Genomic DNA, 24,023 nt, shown 5'->3' on the forward strand with positions numbered 1-24,023 from the left:
AAAGGGGTTGCCCATGCTGGCAGGCAAACGCATTCTTCTGATCATCGGCGGCGGAATCGCGGCGTTCAAGTCGCTTGATCTGATCCGCCGGCTGCGCGAGCGCGGTGCGCGGGTGACGCCTGTGCTGACCAGGGCCGCCGAGGAATTCGTGACGCCGCTTTCCACCTCGGCGCTGGCGGCGGAAAAGGTCTACCGCGATCTGTTCGATCTGACCGACGAGGCCGAGATGGGCCATATCGAGCTGAGCCGCGCCGCTGATCTGGTGGTTGTTGCGCCCGCCACGGCCGATCTGATGGGCAAGATGGCCGCGGGGCTGGCGAATGATCTGGCCTCGACCCTGCTGATGGCCACGGACAAGCGCGTGCTGATCGCGCCGGCGATGAATGTGCGGATGTGGCAGCATCCGGCGGCGCAGCGCAACATCGCCACGTTGAAGGGCGACGGTATTCTGTTTGCCGGCCCGAATGAGGGTAGCATGGCCTGTGGCGAATACGGGCCGGGCCGAATGGCCGAACCGCTGGAGATTGTCGCCGCGATCGAGGCGGCGCTGGCGGATGGGCCGTTGAAGGGCAGGCGCATCATCGTGACCTCGGGGCCGACGCATGAGCCGATTGATCCGGTGCGCTATATCGCCAATCGCTCTTCGGGGGCGCAGGGCACGGCGCTGGCACGGGCGCTGGCAGGTCTGGGGGCCGAGGTGGTGTTCGTCACCGGCCCTGCCGATGTGCCGCCGCCCGCAGGCGTGACGGTTGAGCGGGTCGAGACCGCGCGGCAGATGCTGGCTGCGGTAGAGGATGCGCTGCCGGCCGATGCGGCCGTGTTCGCGGCGGCGGTCGCCGACTGGCGGGTGGCCAACGCTTCCGCTTCGAAGGTGAAAAAGGATGGCGGGGGCAGGCTGCCCGCGTTGGAATTCGCGGAAAACCCGGACATTCTGGCGAGGGTGGCGCAGATGGGCGACGGGCGCCCCGCGCTGGTTGTGGGCTTTGCCGCCGAGACCGATGATGTGATCGCCCATGCCACGGCCAAGCGCGGGCGCAAGGGATGCGACTGGATTGTGGCCAATGACGTCTCGCCCGCCACCGGAATCATGGGCGGAACGGAGAATGCCGTGACGCTGATCACGGCGGAGGGCGCGCAGAGCTGGCCGCGCATGGCCAAGGAGCAGGTGGCCAACCGGCTGGCGCAGATGATCGCGGAGGCGCTGGCATGACCCCGACCATCCGCATCCTGTGGGAAGACTGGGCCGATACCGCGCTTGCGCTGCCGTCTTACGAAACCCATGGCGCGGCGGGGGCCGACATCCGCGCCAATCTGCCGCCCGAGATCCGGGACGAAGGGTTCACCCTGCAACCGATGGAGCGGCGTATCGCCCCGACCGGATTCCGGATGGAATTTCCGCATGGGTTCGAAGTGCAGATCAGGCCGCGCTCGGGCCTTGCGCTGAAGCACGGCATCAGCCTGCCCAATACGCCCGGCACGATCGACAGCGATTATCGCGGCCCGCTGGGCGTGCTTTTGGTGAATTTCGGGGCCGATCCCTATACCATCCATCACGGCGACCGCATTGCCCAGATGATCGTCGCGCCGGTGGTGCAGGCGGTGTTCGAAGTGGCTGGCGAGCTTGGTGACACCGCTCGGGGCGATGGCGGGTTCGGTTCCACCGGACGCGGCTGATGGTTTTGGTTTTCATCATGGCGGCCGCCCTTTGGGGTGTCGGGTGGCTGATGAAACTGCCTGCAAGGGCGCGGCTGATGATGCTCGGGCTGCTCTATGTCGGGGTGCTGATCGTGCAGGTGGCGTTCCCGGGTGGGCATGCGCTGCGTGTCGCGACGGGCGGGTCGAAAGAGGCCTGGCTGGGGCTTGGCGTTATCCTGGCGCTGGTGCTCGGTTATCGCGCGCTGCTGGGCAAGCTGCGCGCCCGAGCCCGTCCGCTGGAGAAACCGAAGCCGCAGGGCGCCTTCCGCCCGGCCGAACTGGAGCGGTATGCCCGCCATATCGTGCTGCGCGAGGTCGGCGGGCCGGGGCAGAAACGTTTGAAGGATGCCAAGGTTCTGGTCATTGGCGCGGGCGGGCTCGGCTCTCCGGCGCTGATGTATCTGGCGGCGGCGGGGGTGGGAACCATCGGTGTGGTGGATGATGACGTGGTCGATGCGTCAAACCTGCAACGGCAGGTCATCCATACGGACGCCCGTATCGGCATGCCAAAGGTATTTTCGGCGGAAGAGGCGATGCGCGCCCTGAACCCGTTCATCACGATCGAACCCTATCAGCGCAGGCTGGAGGAAAAGGATGCGGCCGCGCTATTCGCCGATTATGATCTGATCCTTGATGGCACCGACAATTTCGCCACCCGTTACATGGTCAACCGGGTGGCCGTGGCCACCGGCAAACCGCTGGTTGCTGCCGCGATCACCCAGTGGGAAGGGCAGATCAGCCTGTATCACCCGGCCACCGGTGCGCCCTGCTATCAATGCATTTTTCCCAAGGCCCCCGCGGTCGGACTGGCGCCGAGCTGCGCCGAAGCCGGGGTGGTCGGTGCCTTGCCGGGGGTCGTCGGGGCAATGATGGCCGTGGAGGCGATCAAGGAGATCACGGGCGCGGGTGAAACCCTGCGCGGCCGTATGCTGCTCTATGATGCCCTCTACGCGGAAAATCGGCAGGTCACCCTCAAACGCCGCGACGACTGTCCGGTGTGCGGCGGATGATGCGCTGCAAGCTGTTTTCTTTTTCGTGAAAATATCCCCGCCGGAGGCAAGAATACTTTTGTCGCAACAGTAGATTCCATGCCTCCGGCGGGGATATTTCTGCGAAAAAGAAGCCGTCATCTGGACCTTTCTCCCGCCCGTGCATAGCTTTCCTGTCAAAGGAGATGCTGATGACAAACCCGCTTCTGGCCGATTGGTCCACGCCGTTCCAACTGCCGCCCTTCGCCGATATCTCTGACGCCGATTTCGCACCCGCCTTTGAGGCGGCCATGGATGCGGCACGGGCAGAGATCGCGGCGATTGCCGAGTGCTCCGATGCGCCGACTTTTGCCAACACGATCGAGGCGCTGGAGCTTGCCGGACAGCGGCTGGACCAGGTGCTGGGCATGTTTTACACGCTGGCGGGGACCGACAGCAATGATGCGCGCGAGGCCCTGCAGCGGGAGTTTGCCCCGAAACTGTCGGCCTATTCTTCGGAAATCACCATGAATGCCGCACTGTTCGGCCGGATCGAAACCCTGTGGCAGGCGCGAGAGACGCTGGGGCTGAGTGACGAGCAGATGCGGGTTCTGATGCTGACGCGGCGCAGCTTCGTGCGGGCGGGGGCCCGGTTGCAGGGCGTGGCGCGGGATCGGCTGACGGCGGTGAAATCGCGGCTGGCGGTTCTGGGCACCGAATTCACCCAGCACCTTCTGGCGGATGAGCGTGACTGGTTCATGGAACTGTCCGAGGATGATCTAGAAGGCCTGCCTGATTTCGTTGTCGCCAGCGCGCGCGCCGCGGGCGAGGAGAAGGGGGTGGAAGGCCCGGTCGTGACCCTTTCCCGGTCGCTGATCGTGCCGTTCCTGCAATTCTCGCCCCGGCGGGAGCTGCGTGAGAGGGCATATGAGGCCTGGACGGCGCGTGGCGCCAATGGCGGGGCGACGGACAATCGCGGGATTGCCACCGAGACCCTGCAGCTGCGGCACGAGCGGGCGACGCTTCTGGGCTATGCCGATTTCGCGTCGTACAAGCTGGAAACCGAGATGGCCCGGACCCCGGCGCGGGTGCGTGAGCTGTTGATGGCCGTGTGGGAGCCCGCCCGTGCCGTCGCTGTTTCGGATGCCCGGACGCTGGAAGAGATGATGCATGCCGATGGCGTCAACGGGCGTTTGGAGCCTTGGGACTGGCGCTATTATTCCGAGAAGCGGCGCAGGCTGGAGCATGATCTGGATGAGGCGGAGCTGAAGCCCTATCTGCAGCTTGACCGGATGATCGAGGCCGCGTTCGATTGCGCCAATCGCCTGTTTGGTCTGGACTTTCAGCCGCTCGACGTGCCGCTCTACCATCCCGACGCGAGGGCCTGGGAGGTGACACGAGACGGGCGCCATATGGCCGTTTTCATCGGCGACTATTTCGCGCGCGGATCGAAACGTTCGGGCGCGTGGTGTTCGGCCAGCCGCTCGCAGCGCAAGCTGGGTGACGCGGTGCGGCCGGTTGTTCACAATGTCTGCAATTTCGCCAAGCCCGCGAAGGGGGCGCCTGCGCTGTTGTCCTATGACGATGCGCGGACGCTGTTTCACGAGTTCGGCCATGCGTTGCATCAGATCCTGTCGGATGTCACCTACCCGTCAATCTCGGGCACATCGGTGGCGCGTGATTTCGTAGAACTGCCGAGCCAGCTGTATGAGCATTGGCTGGAAGTGCCCGAGGTGCTTGCGCAATACGCTACCCATGCCCGGACGGGCGCTCCCATGCCGCGCGACATGCTGGAACGGCTGCTGGCCGCCGCGACCTATGACATGGGGTTTCAGACCGTCGAATATGTGGCCTCGGCGCTGGTCGATCTGGCCTTTCACGAGGGCGACGCGCCGGCGGATCCGATCGCCCGGCAACAGGCGGTGCTCGATGCGCTTGGCATGCCGCATGCCATCCGTATGCGCCATGCCACGCCGCATTTCGCGCATGTGTTCGCGGGCGACGGCTATTCCAGCGGCTACTACAGCTATATGTGGTCCGAAGTGATGGATGCCGACGCGTTCGAGGCGTTCGAGGAGGCCGGTAGTGCTTTTGACCCGGAGGTGGCGCGGAAGCTGGAGACGTTCATCCTGTCGGCGGGTGGTTCGCGCGAGCCTGAAGAGCTTTATACAGCGTTTCGTGGCCGGATGCCCGGCGCGCAGGCGCTGTTGAAGGGGCGCGGGCTGCTGAGTGCGGCGTGAGCCGCCCGGTTACCGCCGCAGGTCGGCCGGCGGCTGGGCCACGTCCTTGTGGATGATCACGTCGGCCCGCGGATAGGCCTTGACGATGGCGCGTTTCAGGCTGGCGCTGATGGCATGGGCCTCTGTCAGGGTCTGGTTGCCGTCCAGTTCGATGTGCAGGTTCACGAACAGTTTGCTGCCGGAGGTGCGGGTTTGCAGATCGTGATAGCCGCGCACCCGGGGCCAGTTGGCGGCGATCCTTTCGATATCGGCGATGATCTCCGGGCTGGCGGCGCGATCCATCAGCGCGTCCCACGCGCCCTTGCCGATCCCCAGCGCGCCGACGGCAAGCATCACCGCCGCGCCCATCGCCACGACGCTGTCCACCTGCGTCAGCCCGAACCGCGACGCCGCCCAAAGCGCCAAGATCGCGCCGATATTGGGGATGAGATCGCCCAGGTAATGCAGTGAATCGGCTTTCACGATCTTGCTGCCGGTGGTGCGTGCGACCCGCCTTTGCCAAAGCACAAGGCCGAGCGTGAGGGCGATGGAGGCCGTCATCACGATAATGCCGCGCCCTTCATCCGCCAGCGCCACCGGGGCATCAGACAGCAGCCGACGGAAGGCCGCCCAGCCGATGACCGCCGCCGACACGAGGATGAACAGCGACTGCCCCAGCGCCGCCAGATCCTCGGCCGAGCTGTGGCCGAAGGAATGATCCTCGTCGGGCGGGCGGGCGGCGTAGAAGATGGCGGCCAGCCCGCCCAGCGACACCATCAGATCCAGCGCGCTGTCGGCCAGCGACGCGGCGACGGAAAGCGCATGGGTTTCGCCCAGGGCCCAGAGCTTCAGCAGCACCAGAACGAAGGCCACGGCGACGGAGGCGACCCCGGCGGATAGGTTCATCAGATTGCTGTTGTTCGGCATCGCGGCTGGGGGCTCTTGGGCGGCGGTATCTCCCGCCTAACGCGCTGCCGCGGGGCCGGCAAGCCTAGTCTCGCAATTCGTCGGGGGCCACGCCCCACAGAACGGTCTTGCGGACCCAGCCCGAGCGTCCGCCGGCGGTGATGCGGCACCAGTCGGGCAGGCATTTTCCGAGACGCGCGATCACGCCCTGTTCGACATGGGCGTTCACCTGCGCTCCCTCCTCGGGGATGCGCAGAAGCGACACCAGATCGGCCTCGACCAGCACGGTGCGCGTGCCCGACAACAGCGAATAATGCATCCATCCGCCCACGCCGTCACGGTCGCGCACGCGGCGCCAGTGGCCGTATTCCGCCGTGATTTCAAGCGGCTGATTGCGCTGTTTGTAGACCCAGTCGATGCGGTGCGTCTTGCCCGGTCCGTGGCGGGCATAGCCTTCGGCGGCCTTCATCGACACGAATCGAGGCAGGGGCAGGTTGGTGACCGGCCCGAGCTCCTGCGACAGGGCCATGCTCTGGCCCGCGGCAAGCAGTGCCAATACTATCAGAAACACCCGCATTTTCGCCTGGTTCGCCCGCTGCCCGTTCGTGTGTTCGCGTTTCAAGGTCTTGTGCCTTGCTTCGATCTCGGACAGTTTGCCACTAAGCCTGCGGGATTGAAAGAATGGGGAGGCTCCTGATGTCCGCTCAACGTCTGAGTGTTGTCGTGACGCGACGGTTGCCCGAGGTCGTCGAGACCCGGATGAAAGAGCTTTTCGATGTCGAGCTTTCGGAAACCGACCAGAAAATGTCGCGCGATGAGCTGGTTCAGGCGATGCAGCGGGCCGATGTGCTGGTGCCGACGCTGACCGATACGATCGACCAGGGGATGCTGTCGCGCGCCGGCGACCGGCTGAAGCTGATCGCGAATTTCGGGGCGGGGATCGACCATCTGGATATTCAGACCGCGCGGCAGCGGGGCATTCTGGTGTCCAACACGCCGGGCGTTGTGACCGAAGACACCGCCGACATGACCATGGCGCTGTTGCTGGCCGTCACCCGCCGCATCCCCGAGGGGATGGCCGTGATGCAATCGGGCCGCTGGGAAGGATGGGCGCCGACCGCATTCATGGGCGCGCGCGTCGGCGGGCGGCGCCTGGGCATTCTGGGCATGGGGCGGATCGGTCAGGCCGTGGCCCGGCGGGCGCGGGCGTTCGGAATGCAGATCCACTATCACAACCGGCGGCGGCTGCGCCCCGAGATCGAAGACGAGCTGGAGGCGACCTGGTGGGAAAGCCTTGACCAGATGGTCAGCCGGGTCGATTTCATCTCGGTCAACTGCCCGCATACGCCGTCGACCTTTCATCTGATGAACGCGCGGCGGCTGAAGCTGATGAAACCCGGCGCGGTGATCGTGAACACCTCGCGCGGGGAAGTGATCGACGAGAACGCCCTGACCCGGATGCTGCGCGCGGGCGAGATCGGCGGCGCGGGCCTGGATGTGTTCGAGCACGGGCACGAGATCAACCCCCGTCTGCGCGAGTTGCCCAATGTGGTGCTGCTGCCCCATATGGGCTCGGCCACGGTCGAGGGGCGCAACGAGATGGGCGAGAAGGTGATCATCAACATCAAGACCTTCGCCGACGGCCACCGTCCGCCCGATCTTGTCGTGCCGAGCATGCTTTAGGTGGTGTCTGCGGTGACGCGGGCCGCGACGCGCCAGGGGGCCATGTTCGTGGCGGCCATCACCGCCTATTTCGCGCTGCAGACCGTGCTGCGGCTGTGGCTGGGCGGGGCGCTGGAGACGGACGAGGCCGAGATGATGGTCATGACGCCCGGCCTGCGCTGGGGGTACGGGCCGCAACTGCCGCTGTACAATTGGCTGCAATGGGCACTGTTCGAACTGTTCGGGCGCGACCTGTTCGCGCTGTCGCTGTTGAAGAATCTGCTCCTGTGGGCGACCTATCTGTTCGTTTTCATCGGCCTGCGGCTGTTTGTGCCGGCCGGTGTGGCGGCGGCGGGGGCGCTGTCGCTCTATCTGATCCCCGATGTCGCGTGGGAGGCGCAACGCGCCACCACCCATTCCAACATGCTGCTCTTTACCTCGGCCATCACGCTGGCGGCCTTTCTGTGGGTGTTGAAAACCGGCCGCTGGGCGGCCTTTGGCGCGCTCGGGCTGGCGATCGGGCTGGGCGGTCTGGCCAAGTATAACTACTGGCTGGTGCCGATCGGGCTGATTGCGGCGGCGCTGACGCTGCCGGCGTTCCGCGCGCGGGTGCTCCGCCCGCGCCTGCTGTTGTCGCTTGGCATCGCGGGGCTGGTGCTGGCCGGCCCCTATGGCTGGATGCTGGGCAACCCCGGGCTGGCATTTTCATCCTCGGGCAAGCTGGCGATGGGCACGGCGCCGGGCTTGGCCGAACAGGCCTTGGACGGGTTGGGCCAGTTGCTGGCCGGGGCCGCGATCCTGAGCGTTCTGGCCGTGATCGTGGGCGCCATCGTCTGGGCCGTGGGCCGGGGCGGACGGGCCGGGGATCCGCCGCCCGTGGCCGCGCTGCTGCTGCGCGCGGGTGCCGTGGTGCTGGTGCTGATGGCGGTGGGCGTCGTGGCGGCGGGGGTGGGCCGGATCACGCCGCGCTGGCTGCTGCCGCTGGTGTTCCTGGCGGTGCCCGGCGGGGCGGTCTGGCTGGGCGCGCGGATGCGTCCGCGCGGCGGCGTGGCATTCGCCGCCATCCTTGCCGTGCTGGCGCTGGCGGTGCTGACGGGGCTGGGCTTTGACCGATACAAGGATCGCGCGCGCCGGGCGGTCGATTTCATGCCGCTGCCCGAGGTGCTGGCCGGGGTTGCGCCGCAGCCCGGCACGCCCGTGGTGGCCGAATTCTATACCGCCGGCAACCTGGCGCGGCTGCGCCCCGACTGGCGCATCGCCCCCTATCTGCCCTTCGCCATGCGTGAGTTCGGCGGTGGCCCGGTGCTGTTCGTGCTGCGCGAGAACACGCCCGAGACGCTGGAGCAGGGGCTGCGCGAGGCCGGGTGGGATGATCCGGGCGATCCGCAGATCCTGGATCAGGGCGCTTTCACGCTGATCTTCACAACCTCGGGCGAGCCTATGAAAATGCGCTATTATCTGGTCGATACTCCGGGGCCGGGCGGCGATGACTGAGCCGGTTTCTGCCGAAGACCGCCGCGCGGCGCGGCTGTTCCTGATCGCGCTGGCGGGCTATTTCGCGGCACAGGTCGCGCTGCGCTGCGCGCTTGGCGGCGCGTTCGAGGCCGACGAGGCCGAGATGGTGATCCTGAACCGGGCCTGGCATCTGGCCGCCGGGTCGCAGACGCCGCTCTATGACTGGTGGCAGGCGCTTTGGTTCCAGGTTTTCGGCACCAACACCTTCGCGCTGGTCGCACCGAAGAACATCCTGCTTTTCGGAACCTATGCGGCGATGTTCGCGGGGTTGCGGCGGGTCGTGCCACAGCATCTGGCCATGGTGGGGGCGCTGTCGCTGATCCTGCTGCCCAATCTCAGCTGGTGGGCGCAGCGGACGGGATCGCACACGATCGCGCTGGTCTTCATGGTCTCTGTCACGGTCTGGGCCTTTCTGCGGCTGCTGCAAAGGCCCGATACGCGGGGCTTCGTGCTGTTCGGGCTGGCGGTCGGCCTTGGGGGGCTGGCCAAGGTGAACTACTGGCTCGTGCCCATCGCGCTGGTGGCGGCGGGGCTGAGCATGCCCGGCCCCCGCGCCGCGCTGCGCGACCGGCGGCTGGCGCTGGCGGCGGCGATCGCGGCGGCACTGGTGGCGCTGCCCTATGGCTGGATGCTGCTGCACCCCGGCCCGACCTTTTCCGACACATGGGAGTTCTACAAGGACGGGGGCCGTTTGCCCTGGCTCGCCGGGCTGGGGCGCGTGCTGGCCGAGACGCTGGCCGGCACCGCGCCGCTGTTGATCGCGCTGGCGATTGGCCTGGCCTGCGGGCTGCGCTTTCGCCGGGGAGGCGACGGCGAAGGCGCCTTGCTGCGGGCCGCCGCGATCGGGCTGGTGCTGGTCTGTGCCGTGATCGTCGGTTTCAACGCGTCCTTCGTAAGGGCGCGCTGGCTGCTGCCGCTGTTCATGCTGGCGGGGCCGGTGCTGACCATTGCGCTGTTCCGCGACGCCGGGCGGCGGGGCATCCGCAATTACCTGATCGGGATCGCGGGGCTGGCGGCGCTGCTGCTGGCGGGGATCGCCGATGTGCGCCTGCGCGGGGCGGGCAGCGACTCGCTGCGCATCGCGGTGATGGCAGAGCAGCTCGAGGCGGAACTGGGCGAGGTGCCGGTGATCGTCGGGCCGCATTACTATACGGGCAATCTGGCGCTGCATCGCCCCGGCTGGAGCTATCTGCCCCCCTATCCCAGCTGGCAGCTCTCCGGGCAGGGCGGGCAGGTGCTTGTGCTGGGCGCCCCGGACCGTGCTCAGGCCGACCGCTGGCTGGCCGAACACGGGGTGGCCGATCCGGCCGCGGCCACGGTCTTGCGGCAGGGGCGGCTCTATGTGCCCTATCGCTTCTCCGATGGCGAGACCCGGCAGGTCGACTACTGGCTGATGGCGCTGCCCGCCGCGAACTGACCGGCCCGCGTCGGTTTTCGCCGCGATTGGGTCGGATGCCCCCTTCGGCGGCGGCCCTGATCGGGCATAAACGGGACAAGAGGCCATCCAACAGCGAGTCGCCCCATGAAGACCCATGTCAAAGCTCTTGTCGTCGGTGGTGGCGCGGTCGGCACGTCTGTGGCCTATCACCTGGCCCGCGCGGGCTGGCGCGACGTGATGCTGCTGGAGCGGGACGAGCTGACCAGCGGATCAACCTGGCATGCGGCGGGCCTGCTGCCCTATTTCAACATGTCCTTCGCGACGACGCATATCCACGATTATTCCATCCGGTTCTACAAGACGCTGGAAGAGGAGACGGGGCTGAACCCCGGTTTCGCGGTGGTGGGCAACCTGCGCATGGCGCAAAGCGATGCGCGGATGGACGAATACATGGTCTACGCCGCCACGGCGGAAACCTGCGGCGTGCCATTCGAGTGGCTGACGCCGGCGCAGATCAAGGAGCGTTGGCCGCTGGTGCGCACCGATGATCTGAAGGGCGCGATCTTTCACCCCACCGACGGCTATATCAACCCGGCCGACGTGACACAGGCGATGGCGCGCGGCGCGCGTCAGCGCGGCGTGGTGATCGAACGCCGCTGGCAGGTGGACGGGTATGAATGGACCGGGTCGGAGTGGCGCGTGACCTGCACCCGGATGGTGGAAAAGGGCGGCAACCTCGTGCCCTCTGACGAACAGACGGTCATCACCGCCGAGCATGTCGTCACCGCCACCGGCAACCACGCGCAGCGCACCGCACGGCTGCTGGGCCTCACCCTGCCCGCGATCCCGGTGGAGCATCAGTTCATCGTCACCGAGCCCGACCCGGCGCTGGTGGAATACCGCAAGACCCACGGCGAGCATCCGGTTCTGCGCGATGCCGATGCCAAATGGTATGTGCGCGAAGAGCGCGGCGGCTGGATCCTCGGCCCCTATGAACGCGGCGCGCCCGCGCGGTTCGAATATGGCTGCCCCGACACGTTCCGCGCCGATCTGTTCCCGCTGGATCTGGACCGGATCGAGGCCGAATACCTGTCGATGATCCACCGTATCCCTTCCTCGGAAGAGGTGGGGCTGAAGGATGATTTCAACGGTCCGATCTGCTACACCCCCGACGGCAACCCGCTGTTGGGCCCCGCGCCGGGGCTGCGCAACATGTGGCTGGCCGAGGGGTTCAGCTTCGGCATCACCGCCGCCGGCGGGGCGGGGGAATATCTGTCGCAGTTGATGGTGGAGGGCGAGGCCGCGATCGACATGGCCAGCCTCGATCCCAGACGTTTCGGCGGCTGGATGACCACCGAATACGCGATGCGCAAGAACGAAGAGGCGTATGAGCATGTCTTCATCCTGCACCATCCCGACGAAGAGCGCCCGGCCTGCCGCCCCCTGCGCACCGCGCCCGCCTACGACCGGCAAAAGGCCGCGGGCGCGCAGTTCGGGCAGGTGAACGGCTGGGAGCGGCCGAATTACTACGCGCCCGAAGGCTTCGATGATCACGCGTCGCGCAGCTTTCGCCGCGGCGGCTGGTGGCCCCATGCGGTGGAAGAGGCGCGGGCGATCCGCGAAGATGCCGGCCTGATCGACGCCACCGCCTTTACCAAGCATCTCGTGCGCGGGCCGGGGGCAACGGCGTTTCTGGACTGGTTCACCACCAACACCCTGCCGCGCGTGGGACGCATCAACCTGACCTATGCGCTGACCGGCGCGGGCACCACGCGCAGCGAATACACCATCGTGCGGCTGGCGCAGGATGAATACTACCTCGTGTCGGCCGGCGCGTGGCAGGATTACGACCATGATTTCCTGATCAAGGCGGCCGAAGACAAGCGCGACGCATTCGGCTGGATCGACATTCACGATGTCACCACGCAATGGGGTGTTTTTGCCCTGGCCGGGCCGAAATCGCGTGACATTCTGAACGGGATCGTAAGGGATGCGGCGCCCGATACAGTGCTATCGAACAAGCGCTTCCCCTGGCTTTCGATGCGCGGGATAGAGCTGGGCATGTGCCCCGTCCGCGCCATCCGCGTCGCCTATACCGGCGAACTGGGGTGGGAGCTGCACCATCCGATCGAGATGCAGAACTACCTGTGGGATCTGCTGATGGGGGCGGGCGCGGCGCAGGGGCTGAAACCGGTGGGGGCGCGGGCGCAGAACTGGCTGCGGCAGGAAAAGAGCTATCGCGCCTTCGGCACCGAACTGGGCCGCGACGCCACCCCGCTGGAGGCCGGTCTGGACCGGTTCGTGGATCAGGGCAAGGAGTTTCATGGCAAGGCGGCGATGCAGCAAACGGGCCTCCGCACCCGATGCGTGACCCTGCTGATCGACGGCCCGGCGGATGCCGATCCCTGGGGGCGCGAGGCGCTTTACAGCGGCGATACCCGCGTCGGGCGGCTGACCTCGGGCGGGTATTCGGTGGCGTTCGGCAAAAGCATCGGCATGGGCTATGTGTCGCCCGATCTGGCCCAGGTGGGCACGAAGCTGTCGGTCAGGATGTTCGATCGGCTCTGGCCGGCCGAGATCGTTGAAGACAGCCCCTATGATCCCGCCAACGCGCGTATTCGCGCCGACGGATAAAGGAAAAGCCCCGGCGCCGGGCGCGCGGGGCTTTCGACGGCCGCAAGGGCGGATCAGCCGCGCGGGCTGAAATCCCCGGTGGTGACGACGCCGTCTTGGTTGGTGTCGATCCGAGCGATCCAGCCGGCGGTGTTGGCCAGAAACTCTTCGCGGCTGACGCGGCCGTCGCCGTCAGTGTCGTTGAAGCTCAGGGCCATGCCAGCTTCGGCGCGCTGCAGCGTCCGGTTGCCGGGGCCTGCGCCCATGTCATTGGCGCGCGCCTCGTCGAAGAACACGTATTCCTCGGCCGACAGGGCGCCATCCTCATCCGCATCGAAGGTCGTGAACACATCGCCGCGCCGTTCCTGCGCTTCGGCGAGGGTGACCTTTCCGTCCCCGTCCAGATCCCAGTTTTCGATGAAATGCAGGCCGGGCACGCCCTGCGCCAGGGCGAGCGTCGCGCCACAGACCAGCATGGCCGCGCCAAGAAGGGTTTGCATCGGACCGTTCATCCCGTTTCGCCTTTCGCATAGGTGACAGGTGGCGCCGGCGGTCATGCGGCTTTCTCCGCCATCAGCTCGTCGAAGCACTCCATGGCCTTGGCCGCGTACATCATTGCCGGGCCGCCGCCCATCTGCAGCGCCATGGCCAGCACATCGCCCACCTCTTCGCGCGTGGCCCCGGCCCCGATCAGCGCTTCGGTATGCAGCACGATGCAGGCCTCGCAGCGCAGCGCGATGGCGATGCCCAGAGCGACGAATTCCTTTTCCTTGAACCCGAGTGTGCCGCCTTCCTTCACCGCCCTGGTCAGCGTGGCGAAGCCGCGCGTGGCATCGGGGATGGATTTGTTCAGGCGGCGCAACTGGTTCTTGGTTGCGTCGCGCTTTTCGGTCCAGCTCATGTCATAACTCCTGTCCTGATCGGCCGGAGCCAGACCAGCCTTCCGCCCCTTCGGCCTTGATCCGCATCAAGAAACTCATGCAGCCTGGTGAATATCGGGGCCTGAACGCAAAAAGGCCCGCAGATGCGAGCCTTTCCGGGGGGCGCGCCGTGGCGGTTACTGCGGAATGTCGCCCGTCACGCCTTCGACATAGAAGTTCATGCCCGCCAGCGTGCCATCGTCGGCCACTTCGCCCTCCGCCAGCCAATCCGTGCCGTCCTGCTTTTTCAGCGGGCCGGTGAACGGGTGATAGTCGCCCGCCGAAATCGCCTCTTTCAGCGACTCCGCCTCGATCCGCACCTGTTCGGGGATCACTTCCGAGAACTCGCCGATGCCGACCATGCCTTCCTTGATGCCGTGCCAGGTGTTCACGCTTTCCCATGTGCCGTCGATCACCGCCTGCACCCGGTCGATGTAATAGGGTGCCCATTCGTCGATGATCGAGGAAATCCGCGGGGCAGGGGCGTATTCGGCCATGTCGGCCGCCTGGCCAAAGCCATAGCCGCCCGCCTTTTCAAGCACGGCCAGCGGCGCGGTGGAATCGGTATGGGCCAGAACCACGTCGACGCCCTGATCCAGCAGCGCCTGGGTCGCGTCGGCCTCTTTCGCCGGATCGAACCAGGTGTTGATCCAGATCACCGAAAGCTGAACATCGGGGTTGGCCTTCTTCGCATGGATATAGGTCGAGTTGATGCCGCGGATCACCTCGGGGATGGGGAAGGAGGCGATATAGCCGATCTTGTTGGATTTCGTCATCTTGCCGGCCAGAAAGCCGGTGATGGCGCGGCCTTCGTAAAAGCGCGCGGAATAGACCGACACGTTATCGGCGGTCTTGTAGCCGGTGGCATGCTCGAATTTCACATCGGGGAATTTCGCGGCGACATTGATGGTGGGGTCCATATAGCCGAACGAGGTGGTAAAGATCAGATCGGCCCCCGAAAGCGCCATCTGCGTCATGGTGCGTTCGGCATCCGCGCCTTCGGGCACGCTTTCCTGGAACACGAAGTCGATCTTGTCGCCGAAATGCTCTTTCATCTTCAGCGCGGATTCGTGGTGGTGCTGGCTCCATCCGCCATCGTTGATCGGGCCGACATAGACAAAACCGACCTTGACCTTGTCCTGCGCCAGCGCGGCGCCGCCCAGCCCGAGGGCCAGCGCGACCCCCGCGAGGATTGATCCGAATTTCATAAGCTTACTCCCATGTTGAACGGGCACGGCGGCCCGGGGTTTGCGGCAGTGCCCCTAGCTTGAGGCATGGAACACGCGACCCAGACAGGCCGGCGCGCTCAGCGCGGCCCTGCCCCGGTCGGCGGACATGATGACCAGCACGAGGATGGTTATCAGATAAGGCGACATCGACAAATACTGCACCGGCACCGCCAGCCCTGCGGCCTGCAGGTTCAGCTGCAACACGGTCACCCCGCCGAACAGATAGGCCCCCAGCAGCGCGCGGCCCGGTTTCCACGAGGCGAAAACGACAATGGCCAGCGCGATCCAGCCGGCGCCGGCTGTCATCCCGTCGGTCCATTGCGGCACGCGGACCAGGCTCAGATAGGCCCCGCCCAGCCCGGCACAGGCCCCGCCAAAGGTGATCGCGGCCAGCCGGATGCGTACCACCTTGTAGCCAAGCGCATGGGCGGCATCATGGTTTTCACCGACCGCGCGCAGGATCAGGCCCAGCCGGGTGTATCTCAGCATGGCCCAGACCGCGACGACCAGCGCGAGCGAGACATAGACGATCATGTCATGGGAAAACAGAACCTTGCCCAGAACCGGAACGTCACCCAGCGGCCCAAGATCCAGCTTGCCCGTCGGCGGCGGTTTCAACCCGTTGTAACCCTGGCCCAGCAAGGCCGAGAGCCCCAGCCCGAACAGCGTCAGCGCCAGGCCGGTGGCGACCTGATTGGCCAGAAGGATCTGGGTCAGAACCCCGAAGATCAGTGAAAGCAGCGCCGCCCCCGCCATCGCCGCCAGAAAGCCCAGGGCGGGGCTCTGTGTCTCCACCGCGATGGCGAAGCCGCAGATCGCCCCGGTGATCATCATCCCCTCGACGCCAAGGTTCAGGACGCCGGCCTTCTCGACCACCAGCTCGCCCAGAGCGGCCAGCAGGATCGGTGTGGCCGCAACCATCAACGAAGCGATCAGGACCAGCGGATTGATGGTGGACAGATCCATCACGCCGCCTCCGTCCGGCCGATGCGAATGCGATAGTTGGTCAGCACGTCCACCCCCAGCAGAAAGAACAGAAGCATCCCCTGAAACGCCTGAATGGCAGCGGCGGGCAGACCCAGCATGAACTGCGCCAGATCGCCACCGATATAGGTCAGCCCCATCAGCAGCCCGGCCAGCAGAATGCCGACCGGGTGCAACCGGCCCAGAAAGGCCACGATGATCGCGGTGAAGCCATAGCCCTGATTGAAATCAATGCTGATCTGGCCCGCCGGTCCGGCCACCTCGAACAGCCCGGCCAGCCCGGCCAGCGCCCCTGATGTGCCCAGGCAGATCAGGATCAGCGCGTTCGGGCGGACACCGGCAAAGCGCGCGGCGCGCGGGCTCTGCCCGGTCAGGCGGATGTGAAATCCCAGCATGTGCCGGTTCAGCAGCACATAGGCAAGGATCACCGCGATGAACGCGGCCGCGACGCCCCAATGCATCCCGGTTCCGGCTATCAGCTCGCCATTTGCGGCGGCGGGATATTGCTGCAGGTTGCGGCTGCCGGGAAAGCCGCCGCCCGCGGGGTTGCGCATCAGACCAAGCGCCATCGAGGCCAGCAGCTCTTCGGCCACATAGACCAGAAGCAGCGACACCAGAATTTCGTTTGTCCGGAACCGGGTCTTGAGCAGCGCCGGGATCATCGCCCAGGCCCAGCCGCCAAGCGCCCCGGCGATGACCATCAGCGGGAAGACGTACCACGCCTCCAGCGGATAGAAGGCCAGCGCCACGCCCGCGCCGCAGATCGCGCCGATGATATACTGCCCCTCGGCACCGATGTTCCAGATGCCGGCCCGAAACCCCAGCGAAAGCCCGATCGCGATCAGGATCAGCGGCCCGGCCTTGACCAGAAGCTGCGGCCGGGAATAGCTGGCGAATTGCGGATGAAACAGCGGATCCCAGAAAATCGTGCGGATCGCTTCCAGCGGATCCTTGCCCAGAAAGGCAAAAAGCAAACCGCCCGCGATCATCGTCAGGATAACCGCAAGCAGCGGCGTGGCCAGCGTCCAAAACCGCGAGGGTGTGGGGCGTTTTTCCAGCCGGATCATTGTGAGGCTCCTGTCGCGGCAGAGATTTCATGCCTCCGGCGGGGATATTTGGAGAAAGATGAAAAGATCGCCCATTGCTTCATCTTTCCGGAAATATCCCCGCCGGAGGCAAGAAAGTTCTCGTCAGGCGTCCACATGCGGCGTCTCCATGTCATGGGCGCCGCCCATCATCAGGCCGATCTCTTCCATCGTCAGCCCGCGCGCGGGGCGGGGCGGGGAAAGACGGCCCTCGTTCAGGGCGGCGAAGCGGTCGGAGATTTCCATGAGCTCGTCCAGATCCTGGCTGATCACGACGACCGCCGCGCCGTTTTCGGCAAGGTCGAGCAGGGCCTGACGGATGGCGGCCGCGGCCGCGGCGTCGACGCCCCAGGTGGGTTGGTTCACCACCAGCACCTCGGGGCGTTGCAGCACCTCGCGGCCGATCACGAATTTCTGCAGGTTGCCGCCGGACAAAGAGCGCGCGGCGTTGGCGGGGCCGGGGGTGCGGACGTCGAAGGCCGTGATGACCCGTTCGGCGAAGGCGCGGGCGGCTGGCCATTTCAGGAAGCCGCGCGTTGTCAGCCCTTCGCGGATGGCGCCTGTCAGCAGCGCGTTTTCGGTCAGGCTCATGTCGGGGGCGGCGGCGTGACCCAGCCGTTCTTCGGGGGCGGCGAGGATGGCGATGCGGCGGCGCTGGTTGGGGCCGAGGGCGCCGATCGGCGTGCCGCGCAGCCGGATCGACCCGGCGCGGGCCTGTGCCTCTCCCGAGAGGGCCGCCAGCAATTCATCCTGCCCGTTGCCCGCAACGCCGCCTATGCCCAGGATTTCGCCCGCGCGCACCGTGAAGGTGACATCGCGCAGCGATGTGCCGAAGGCGCTGGCCGATCTGACCGACAGCCCGGCCACGTCCAGCACGATCTCTCCGGGGGTGGCGCCGGGGCGGCTCGGGGTCTGAAGTTTGCTGCCGACCATCAATTCCGCCAGTTCAGCCGCCGATTTCTCGCGCGGGTTGCAGCTGTCGACGACTTTGCCGCGGCGCAGGATGGTCGCGCTGTCGCACAGCGTGCGGATCTCTTCGAGCTTGTGCGAAATATACAGGATCGCTGTGCCTTCGGAGGAGAGTTTGCGCAGGGTGCGGAACAGGATTTCCACCTCTTGCGGGGTCAGCACCGAGGTCGGTTCGTCCATGATCAGCAGTTTCGGATCCTGCAGAAGGCAGCGGATGATTTCCACCCTCTGCCGTTCGCCGGCCGAAAGCTCGCCCACCGTCCTGTCGGGGTCGAGCGGCAGGCCATATGCGTCCGATACCTCGCGGATGCGGGCGGCCAGCTGGCGTCGGGGCGGCGGGCTTTCCATTCCCAGCGAGATGTTTTCGGCCACGTTCAGCGCGTCGAACAGCGAGAAATGCTGGAACACCATGGCCACGCCCGCCGCGCGGGCGGCGCGGGGTTCGGCCGGTTCATAGGGGTGGCCGTGCAGTATCATGCGCCCGCTGTCGGGTTTGACGAGGCCATAGATCATCTTGACCAGCGTCGATTTGCCCGCGCCGTTCTCGCCCAGAAGCGCGTGAACCTCGCCCTCGGCGATGGCGAAGGACACGTCGCTGTTGGCCACGACGCCGGGGTAGGCCTTTGTCAGGCCTTCGATTGTCAGCAATGTCGTCACCCGGTCGCGTCCTTCGCGGCGTGTTGCGTTTTATCACGGGCAAGCAGCGCGGCGGCGACGCCCACGGCGATGGCCTGCGGGTGTTTGCCAAGCTCGGGCCGTCCGATCGGGCATTGGATGCGGGAAATCTGGGCCTCGGAATGGCCCAGCCGGGCGAGCCGGGTGCGAAAGCGGGCCCATTTCGTGGCCGAGCCGATCAGCCCCGCGCCGCCGAACCCGCGGGACAGGAGGCGGTGGCACAGCTCCAGGTCGAGCGCGTGGGAAAAGGTGAGGATCAGGTGATGCGCGTCGGGCGGGGCGTAGGCCACCGTTTCGGCGGGGTTTGCCGCGATCAGCCGGGTGACGCCCTCGGCTATGTCGTCGGGAAAGCGCGTGGCGGCGGTGTCGACCCAGGTGATGGCGAAGTCGGGCAGCGGGGCGAGGGTGGCGATCAGCGCGCGCCCGACATGCCCGGCGCCGTAGATCCAGAGCGGCAGGGCGGGCTCGGCCAGCGGTTCGACCATCCAGCCGCCGGTGAATTGCGCTGCGGGCGGCTGGCCGGTGCTGCGCGCGGCGCGGATCAGGCGTTGCACAGGCAGCGGTGGCCGGACGGGGCCGTTCACGTTGCGGGCAAAGACCGCATCGGGCAGGACGGCCAGCGCGCGCGCGTCGAACACCTCTGTCAGCAGGGTGACCGCGCCGCCGCAGCATTGCCCCATCGCAGGGCCCAGCGGGATGCGCGAAAGGCTTTGCGCGCCACCGCCGGCAAGCAGCGCGCGCGCGGATCTCGCCGCTTCGAATTCCAGCGCGCCGCCGCCGATCGTGCCGGACTGGCCGTCGGCCCAGACCAGCATCGCCGCGCCCGTCTCGCGCGGGGTGGAGCCTTCGGCGCGGGCCACCAACAGCCGGGCGACGCGCCCGTGTGCGGCCACCGCACGGGCCAGGGTTTCACGATCGAGGCTCATGCGGCGCGAACCCGATGTACCGCGCGGAGAACCTGTTCCGCCGTGGCGGGCGCGTCGAGGTCGGGATAGGCTGTGCCGCAGGCGGCGACCGCGGCTGACAGGGCCATCAGCGCCGAGATGCCCAGCATCAGCGGGGGTTCGCCCACCGCCTTGGAGCGATAGATCGTTTCCTCGGCATTGCGCCCCTTGTTCCACAGCGCGACCCTGAACACATCGGGCCGGTCGGAACAGGCGGGGATCTTGTAGGTGGAGGGCGCGTGGGTGAGCAGCCGCCCCTTGCTGTTCCACACCAGCTCTTCGGTGGTCAGCCAGCCTGCGCCCTGAACATAGCCGCCTTCGATCTGGCCGATGTCCAGCGCCGGGTTCAGCGAGGCGCCCGCGTCATGCAGGATATCGGCGCGCAGGATGCGGTTTTCGCCGGTCAGCGTGTCGATCGCCACCTCGGTCACCGCCGCGCCATAGGCGAAGTAGAAGAACGGCCGCCCGCGCCCGGCGATGCGGTCCCATTCCACCTTGGGGGTTTTGTAGAAGCCCGTGGCCGACAGCGACACCCGCGCCAGATAGGCCGATTGCACGGCCTCGGCGAAGCTCATCTCATCGTCACCGACGAAGACCTTGCCGTTCTCGAAATGCACCCGGCGCGGTTCGGTCTGATGGGTCTGGGCCAGATGCGCGGCGATCCTGTCGCGTATCGTGTCGCAGGCGGCCTTGACCGCCATGCCGTTCAGGTCGGACCCGCTGGAGGCGGCAGTGGCAGAAGTGTTGGGCACCTTGGCGGTGTCGGTCGCGGTGATCTTCACCGCGTCCATGCCAACGCCGAAGGATGCCGCCGCCACCTGCGCCACCTTCTGGAACAGGCCCTGACCCATTTCGGTGCCGCCGTGGTTCATGTGGATCGAGCCGTCCTGATACACATGCACCAGCGCGCCGGCCTGATTGAGATGGGTGAGGGTGAAGGAGATGCCGAATTTCACCGGCGTCAGCGCGAGGCCCTTTTTCAGGATCGGGTTGGCGGCGTTCCATTCGGCGATCGCCGCGCGGCGCTGGTGGTATTCCGCGGTTTCGGTCAGTTCCTCGATCATCTCGTCCAGCACGAAATCCTCGACCACCATGTGATAGGGCGTCGTCTGGCCGTTCTGATAGAAATTCGCCCGCCGCACCTGAAGCGGGTCCTTGCCCAGGGCGTGGGCGATATGATCCAGCACCCGTTCGATGCCCACCACCCCCTGCGGGCCGCCGAAGCCGCGAAAGGCGGTGGCCGACTGGGTGTGGGTTCTGAGCCGGTGGCTCTCGATCCTCGCATGGGGCAGGTGATAGGCGTTGTCGGCATGCAGCATCGCCCGGTCGGCCACGGGCAGTGACAGATCCTGGGCCCAGCCGCAGCGGGCGTATTGCACGAAATCCACCCCGGCGATCCGGCCCTCATCGTCGAATCCGGCACGATAGGTGATGCGGAAATCATGGCGTTTGCCGGTGATGATCATGTCGTCATCGCGGTCATAGCGCATCTTGCAGGGTCGCCCCGTCAGCCGGGCGGCCACCGCACAGGCAACGGCCAGCGCGTTGCCCTGGCTTTCCTTGCCGCCAAAGCCACCGCCCATCCGCCGCACCTCGACGCGAACGGCGTTCATGGGTACGGCCAGCGCCTCGGCCACCTTGTGCTGGATCTCGGTCGGGTGCTGGGTCGAGGAATGAACCAGCATGTCGCCGCCTTCCAGCGGCACCACCATCGCGGCCTGGCTTTCCAGATAAAAGTGCTCCTGCCCGCCGATCTCCATCTCGCCCTCGACGACATGGCGCGCGCCGGCAATGGCTTTCTGCGCGTCGCCCTTGGCATAGATGCGCGGGCCATCCTCGAACCGGCTGTCCGCCGCCAGCGCATCGTCGATCGTCAGGATCGGGGTGGCGTCGCGATAGCCGACCTCGGCCAGCCGTGCGGCCTTGCGCGCGGCGAGGTGGGTTTCGGCGACAACCAGGAAAAGCGGCTGGCCGAGGTAGAAAACCTCGCCCTCCGACAGCAGCGGTTCGTCATGGGCCGAGGGCGACACGTCATTGGCGCCGGGCAGGTCCAGCGCCGTCAGTACGGCGACGACGCCGGGGGCGGCGCGCACCGGATCAAGGTCGAGCGTGGTGACGGTGCCGCGCGCGATCGCGGAGATGCCGAAGGCCAGGTGAAGCGCCGCGCCGGGGGTGGGAATATCGTCGACATAGCGCGCCTGTCCGGTGACATGCAGCCGCGCGGCATCATGGGCGAGCGGTTTTGAGATGCTCATGGGCGCACCTCGAGCACGCGGGTTTGTGCGCCGATGTCTTCCAGGAAATAGCGGCTGAGCATTCCGCGCGCGGCATCCATCCGGTAGCCTGCAGAGGCGCGCATATCGTCCAGCGGGGTAAAATCCTTTTCCCACGCGTCCCACGCGGCTTCGATACTGTCTTCGGTCCAGGGCTGGCCCGTCAGCGCCGCCTCGACATGGGCGGCGCGTTTGGGAATGCCCGCCATGCCGCCAAAGGCGATGCGCGCGTCAGACACGACGCCGCCCGAGACCGACAGGTTGAAACAGCCGCAGACCGCGGAAATATCCTGATCGAAGCGTTTCGACAGCTTGTAGCATTTCAGCCGGTCGGGCTGCCGCGGGATCGAGATCGCCTCGACGAACTCTCCCGCCACGCGGTCCTGCTTGCCATAGTCCAGGAAAAACCGCTCCAGCGGGATGCAGCGGCGCTTGCCGCCGTTGCGCAGGTGCAGCATGGCGCCAAGCGCGATCAGCGCGGGCGGGCCGTCGCCGATGGGCGAGCCGTTGGCGATGTTGCCGCCGATCGTGGCGGCGTTGCGGATCTGGACCGAGGCATAGCGGCGGATCAGCCCGGCAAAATCGGGGTGATGATCGGCGATGAATTCGCCCAATGCGCTGAGTGTGACGCCGGCGCCGATGAACAGGTCGGTCTGCGTGACCGAGGTTTGTTTCAGATCGGCGCAATTGCCCAGAAAGGCCACCGGCGCCAGATCGCGCAGTTGTTTGGTGACCCACAGCCCCACGTCGGTGGCGCCGCCGATCAGGGTGGCGCTGGGGTTGGCCTTGTACCATTTCGCCAGATCATCGGATGTTTCGGGCATGAACACGGCCGGCATGGCAAGCGGGTCGGCCTTGAGGGCCGCAAGGTCTTCGCGCATCCAGGCGGGCACGGGCGCCCCCGCCGCCGCCTGGGCGGCGCGGATGATCGGCGCATAGCCGGTGCAGCGGCACAGATTGCCGGCCAGTTGCGTATCGAAATCCTCCGCGCCATTCAGATGCGCGGTGGCCATCGAGACGACGAAACCGGGCGTGCAGAACCCGCATTGGCTGCCGTGATGGGTGATCATCGCGTCCTGCACCGGATGCAGGCTGCCGTCGGGGCCAGCGATGCCTTCGACGGTGCGCACCGCCTTGCCGTGAAGCTGCGGCAGGAACAGGATGCAGGCATTCAGCGCGCGCGCCCCGTCGGCATCCGTCACCATGACCGTACAGGCGCCGCAATCGCCCTCGTTGCAGCCCTCCTTGGTGCCGGTCAGGCCGCGCGTTTCGCGCAACCAGTCAAGCAGGGTACGGGTGGGCGGCTGGTCGCCCACGCGCACGGTCTCTCCGTTCAGAAGAAACGCGATTTCCATTCGCGAAACCCGCCGCTTTCTCTGCGTCAGACCCAAAGCGCCCCCGCCCGATGCGGCAGAAAGCAGGAGCGCGGGTTTTGGATGCCCAGCAAAACGGCAAATCGTGGGATTGGCAAGGCCACGGCCCCCCTGACTGCCATGTTTTGCGCCGGGTGATCAAGAATTGGGCGCTGTGGCCAATGGCGGGGCTTTGCCCGACGGCCGGCGATGGGATAGGGATGTCAGCGGCCGCACCTGGGGCGAGGGACCGGAATGAAACTTGCAGCGCTTCATCATGTTCAGCTTGCCATGCCCAAAGGCGAAGAGCCTGCGGCGCGCAGTTTCTATGGTGAACTTCTGGGCCTGGCAGAGCGGGCCAAGCCGCCGGTGCTGGCGGCGCGCGGTGGCGCGTGGTTCGAGGCCGGGCCGGTGCGGCTGCATCTGGGGGTCGAGGCGGATTTCCGCCCCGCGACAAAGGCCCACCCGGCGCTGGTGGTCGATGGGCTCAGGGCGCTGGCCGCGCGGCTGGGCGAGGCGGGGTTTCCGGTGGTCTGGGACGATGATCTGCCCGGCTTTCGGCGTTTTTATACCGCCGATCCCTTCGGCAACCGGATCGAGATGCTGGAACCTGACGCCGTGCCCGGATAGTTTCAC

Annotated in this window: 20 protein-coding genes; 9 read left to right on the forward strand and 11 right to left on the reverse strand. The window is 66.5% G+C overall.

Translation table 11 applies throughout. From position 1 onward, the window contains the following. Positions 1 to 13 precede the first annotated feature (13 nt). The 4 genes from coaBC (at position 14) to TQ29_RS02660 (ending at position 4,903) form a co-directional block, all read left to right on the forward strand. Entirely contained in the window at positions 14 to 1,210 is a 1,197-nt protein-coding gene (coaBC, locus tag TQ29_RS02645; RefSeq protein ID WP_054537902.1) for a bifunctional phosphopantothenoylcysteine decarboxylase/phosphopantothenate--cysteine ligase CoaBC, read from the forward strand. Next, complete coding sequence (gene dut / locus TQ29_RS02650; protein ID WP_054537903.1) at positions 1,207 to 1,674, forward strand: dUTP diphosphatase; 468 nt, start codon at positions 1,207 to 1,209, stop codon at positions 1,672 to 1,674. Before coaBC ends, dut begins: the two co-directional genes overlap by 4 nt. Continuing rightward, positions 1,674 to 2,705: a molybdopterin-synthase adenylyltransferase MoeB gene (locus tag TQ29_RS02655; protein WP_054537904.1), complete on the forward strand. Its 1,032-nt coding sequence runs from the start codon at positions 1,674 to 1,676 to the stop codon at positions 2,703 to 2,705. Before dut ends, TQ29_RS02655 begins: the two co-directional genes overlap by 1 nt. A 170-nt stretch (positions 2,706 to 2,875) precedes the next feature. Next, positions 2,876 to 4,903, forward strand: coding sequence for a M3 family metallopeptidase (locus TQ29_RS02660; RefSeq protein WP_054540297.1), 2,028 nt, complete (start codon positions 2,876 to 2,878; stop codon positions 4,901 to 4,903). Positions 4,904 to 4,912: 9 nt separating this feature from the next. On the opposite strand, the gene TQ29_RS02665 is transcribed toward TQ29_RS02660, so the two are convergent. Both TQ29_RS02665 and TQ29_RS02670 read right to left on the reverse strand, forming a co-directional pair. Then, positions 4,913 to 5,809, reverse strand: a complete 897-nt coding sequence (locus tag TQ29_RS02665) for a cation diffusion facilitator family transporter (protein ID WP_054537905.1) — start codon at positions 5,807 to 5,809, stop codon at positions 4,913 to 4,915. A gap of 64 nt (positions 5,810 to 5,873) precedes the next feature. Then, positions 5,874 to 6,365, reverse strand: coding sequence for an SH3 domain-containing protein (locus tag TQ29_RS02670; RefSeq protein ID WP_054540298.1), 492 nt, complete (start codon positions 6,363 to 6,365; stop codon positions 5,874 to 5,876). Positions 6,366 to 6,484: 119 nt separating this feature from the next. Between TQ29_RS02670 and TQ29_RS02675 the strand changes: the two genes are divergently transcribed. From TQ29_RS02675 to TQ29_RS02690, 4 genes are all read left to right on the forward strand, one after another. Continuing rightward, positions 6,485 to 7,471 carry a D-glycerate dehydrogenase gene (locus TQ29_RS02675; protein WP_037209871.1) on the forward strand — a complete coding sequence of 329 codons (987 nt, stop codon included), beginning with the start codon at positions 6,485 to 6,487 and terminating at the stop codon, positions 7,469 to 7,471. Positions 7,472 to 7,483: 12 nt separating this feature from the next. Next, a complete protein-coding gene (locus tag TQ29_RS02680) occupies positions 7,484 to 8,944 on the forward strand; it encodes a glycosyltransferase family 39 protein (protein WP_157445496.1) in 1,461 nt (486 codons plus the stop codon). Beyond that, positions 8,937 to 10,382 carry a glycosyltransferase family 39 protein gene (locus TQ29_RS02685; protein WP_054537907.1) on the forward strand — a complete coding sequence of 482 codons (1,446 nt, stop codon included), beginning with the start codon at positions 8,937 to 8,939 and terminating at the stop codon, positions 10,380 to 10,382. The genes TQ29_RS02680 and TQ29_RS02685 overlap by 8 nt, the downstream gene beginning before the upstream one ends. 105 nt (positions 10,383 to 10,487) lie before the next feature. Beyond that, positions 10,488 to 12,977, forward strand: coding sequence for an FAD-dependent oxidoreductase (locus TQ29_RS02690; protein ID WP_054537908.1), 2,490 nt, complete (start codon positions 10,488 to 10,490; stop codon positions 12,975 to 12,977). A gap of 53 nt (positions 12,978 to 13,030) precedes the next feature. Here TQ29_RS02690 and TQ29_RS02695 read toward each other — a convergent pair whose 3' ends face one another. The 9 genes from TQ29_RS02695 to xdhA form a co-directional block, all read right to left on the reverse strand. Further along, positions 13,031 to 13,456 carry an EF-hand domain-containing protein gene (locus tag TQ29_RS02695; RefSeq protein ID WP_054540299.1) on the reverse strand — a complete coding sequence of 142 codons (426 nt, stop codon included), beginning with the start codon at positions 13,454 to 13,456 and terminating at the stop codon, positions 13,031 to 13,033. Between the two features lie 53 nt (positions 13,457 to 13,509). Further along, positions 13,510 to 13,857, reverse strand: a complete 348-nt coding sequence (locus TQ29_RS02700; protein WP_054537909.1) for a carboxymuconolactone decarboxylase family protein — start codon at positions 13,855 to 13,857, stop codon at positions 13,510 to 13,512. Between the two features lie 156 nt (positions 13,858 to 14,013). Further along, a complete protein-coding gene (locus tag TQ29_RS02705) occupies positions 14,014 to 15,084 on the reverse strand; it encodes a BMP family ABC transporter substrate-binding protein (RefSeq protein ID WP_054537910.1) in 1,071 nt (356 codons plus the stop codon). Between the two features lie 54 nt (positions 15,085 to 15,138). Continuing rightward, complete coding sequence (locus TQ29_RS02710; protein ID WP_054537911.1) at positions 15,139 to 16,071, reverse strand: ABC transporter permease; 933 nt, start codon at positions 16,069 to 16,071, stop codon at positions 15,139 to 15,141. Then, entirely contained in the window at positions 16,071 to 17,156 is a 1,086-nt protein-coding gene (locus TQ29_RS02715) for an ABC transporter permease (protein ID WP_054537912.1), read from the reverse strand. The genes TQ29_RS02710 and TQ29_RS02715 overlap by 1 nt, the downstream gene beginning before the upstream one ends. A gap of 123 nt (positions 17,157 to 17,279) precedes the next feature. Next, entirely contained in the window at positions 17,280 to 18,800 is a 1,521-nt protein-coding gene (locus TQ29_RS02720; protein WP_054537913.1) for an ABC transporter ATP-binding protein, read from the reverse strand. Beyond that, complete coding sequence (xdhC, locus tag TQ29_RS02725; RefSeq protein ID WP_054537914.1) at positions 18,797 to 19,744, reverse strand: xanthine dehydrogenase accessory protein XdhC; 948 nt, start codon at positions 19,742 to 19,744, stop codon at positions 18,797 to 18,799. Before xdhC ends, TQ29_RS02720 begins: the two co-directional genes overlap by 4 nt. Then, the gene (xdhB, locus tag TQ29_RS02730) at positions 19,741 to 22,017 is read right to left on the reverse strand and encodes a xanthine dehydrogenase molybdopterin binding subunit (protein ID WP_054537915.1); all 2,277 of its coding nucleotides are present in this window, start codon (positions 22,015 to 22,017) and stop codon (positions 19,741 to 19,743) included. The genes xdhC and xdhB overlap by 4 nt, the downstream gene beginning before the upstream one ends. Beyond that, positions 22,014 to 23,390, reverse strand: a complete 1,377-nt coding sequence (xdhA, locus tag TQ29_RS02735) for a xanthine dehydrogenase small subunit (protein ID WP_054537916.1) — start codon at positions 23,388 to 23,390, stop codon at positions 22,014 to 22,016. Before xdhA ends, xdhB begins: the two co-directional genes overlap by 4 nt. A gap of 252 nt (positions 23,391 to 23,642) precedes the next feature. Here xdhA and TQ29_RS02740 point away from each other — a divergent pair, with 252 nt between their 5' ends. After that, a complete protein-coding gene (locus TQ29_RS02740; protein ID WP_054537917.1) occupies positions 23,643 to 24,017 on the forward strand; it encodes a VOC family protein in 375 nt (124 codons plus the stop codon). Positions 24,018 to 24,023 lie beyond the last annotated feature (6 nt).

The sequence above is a fragment of the Actibacterium sp. EMB200-NS6 genome (assembly GCF_001305615.1).
Classification (GTDB): domain Bacteria; phylum Pseudomonadota; class Alphaproteobacteria; order Rhodobacterales; family Rhodobacteraceae; genus Actibacterium_A; species Actibacterium_A naphthalenivorans.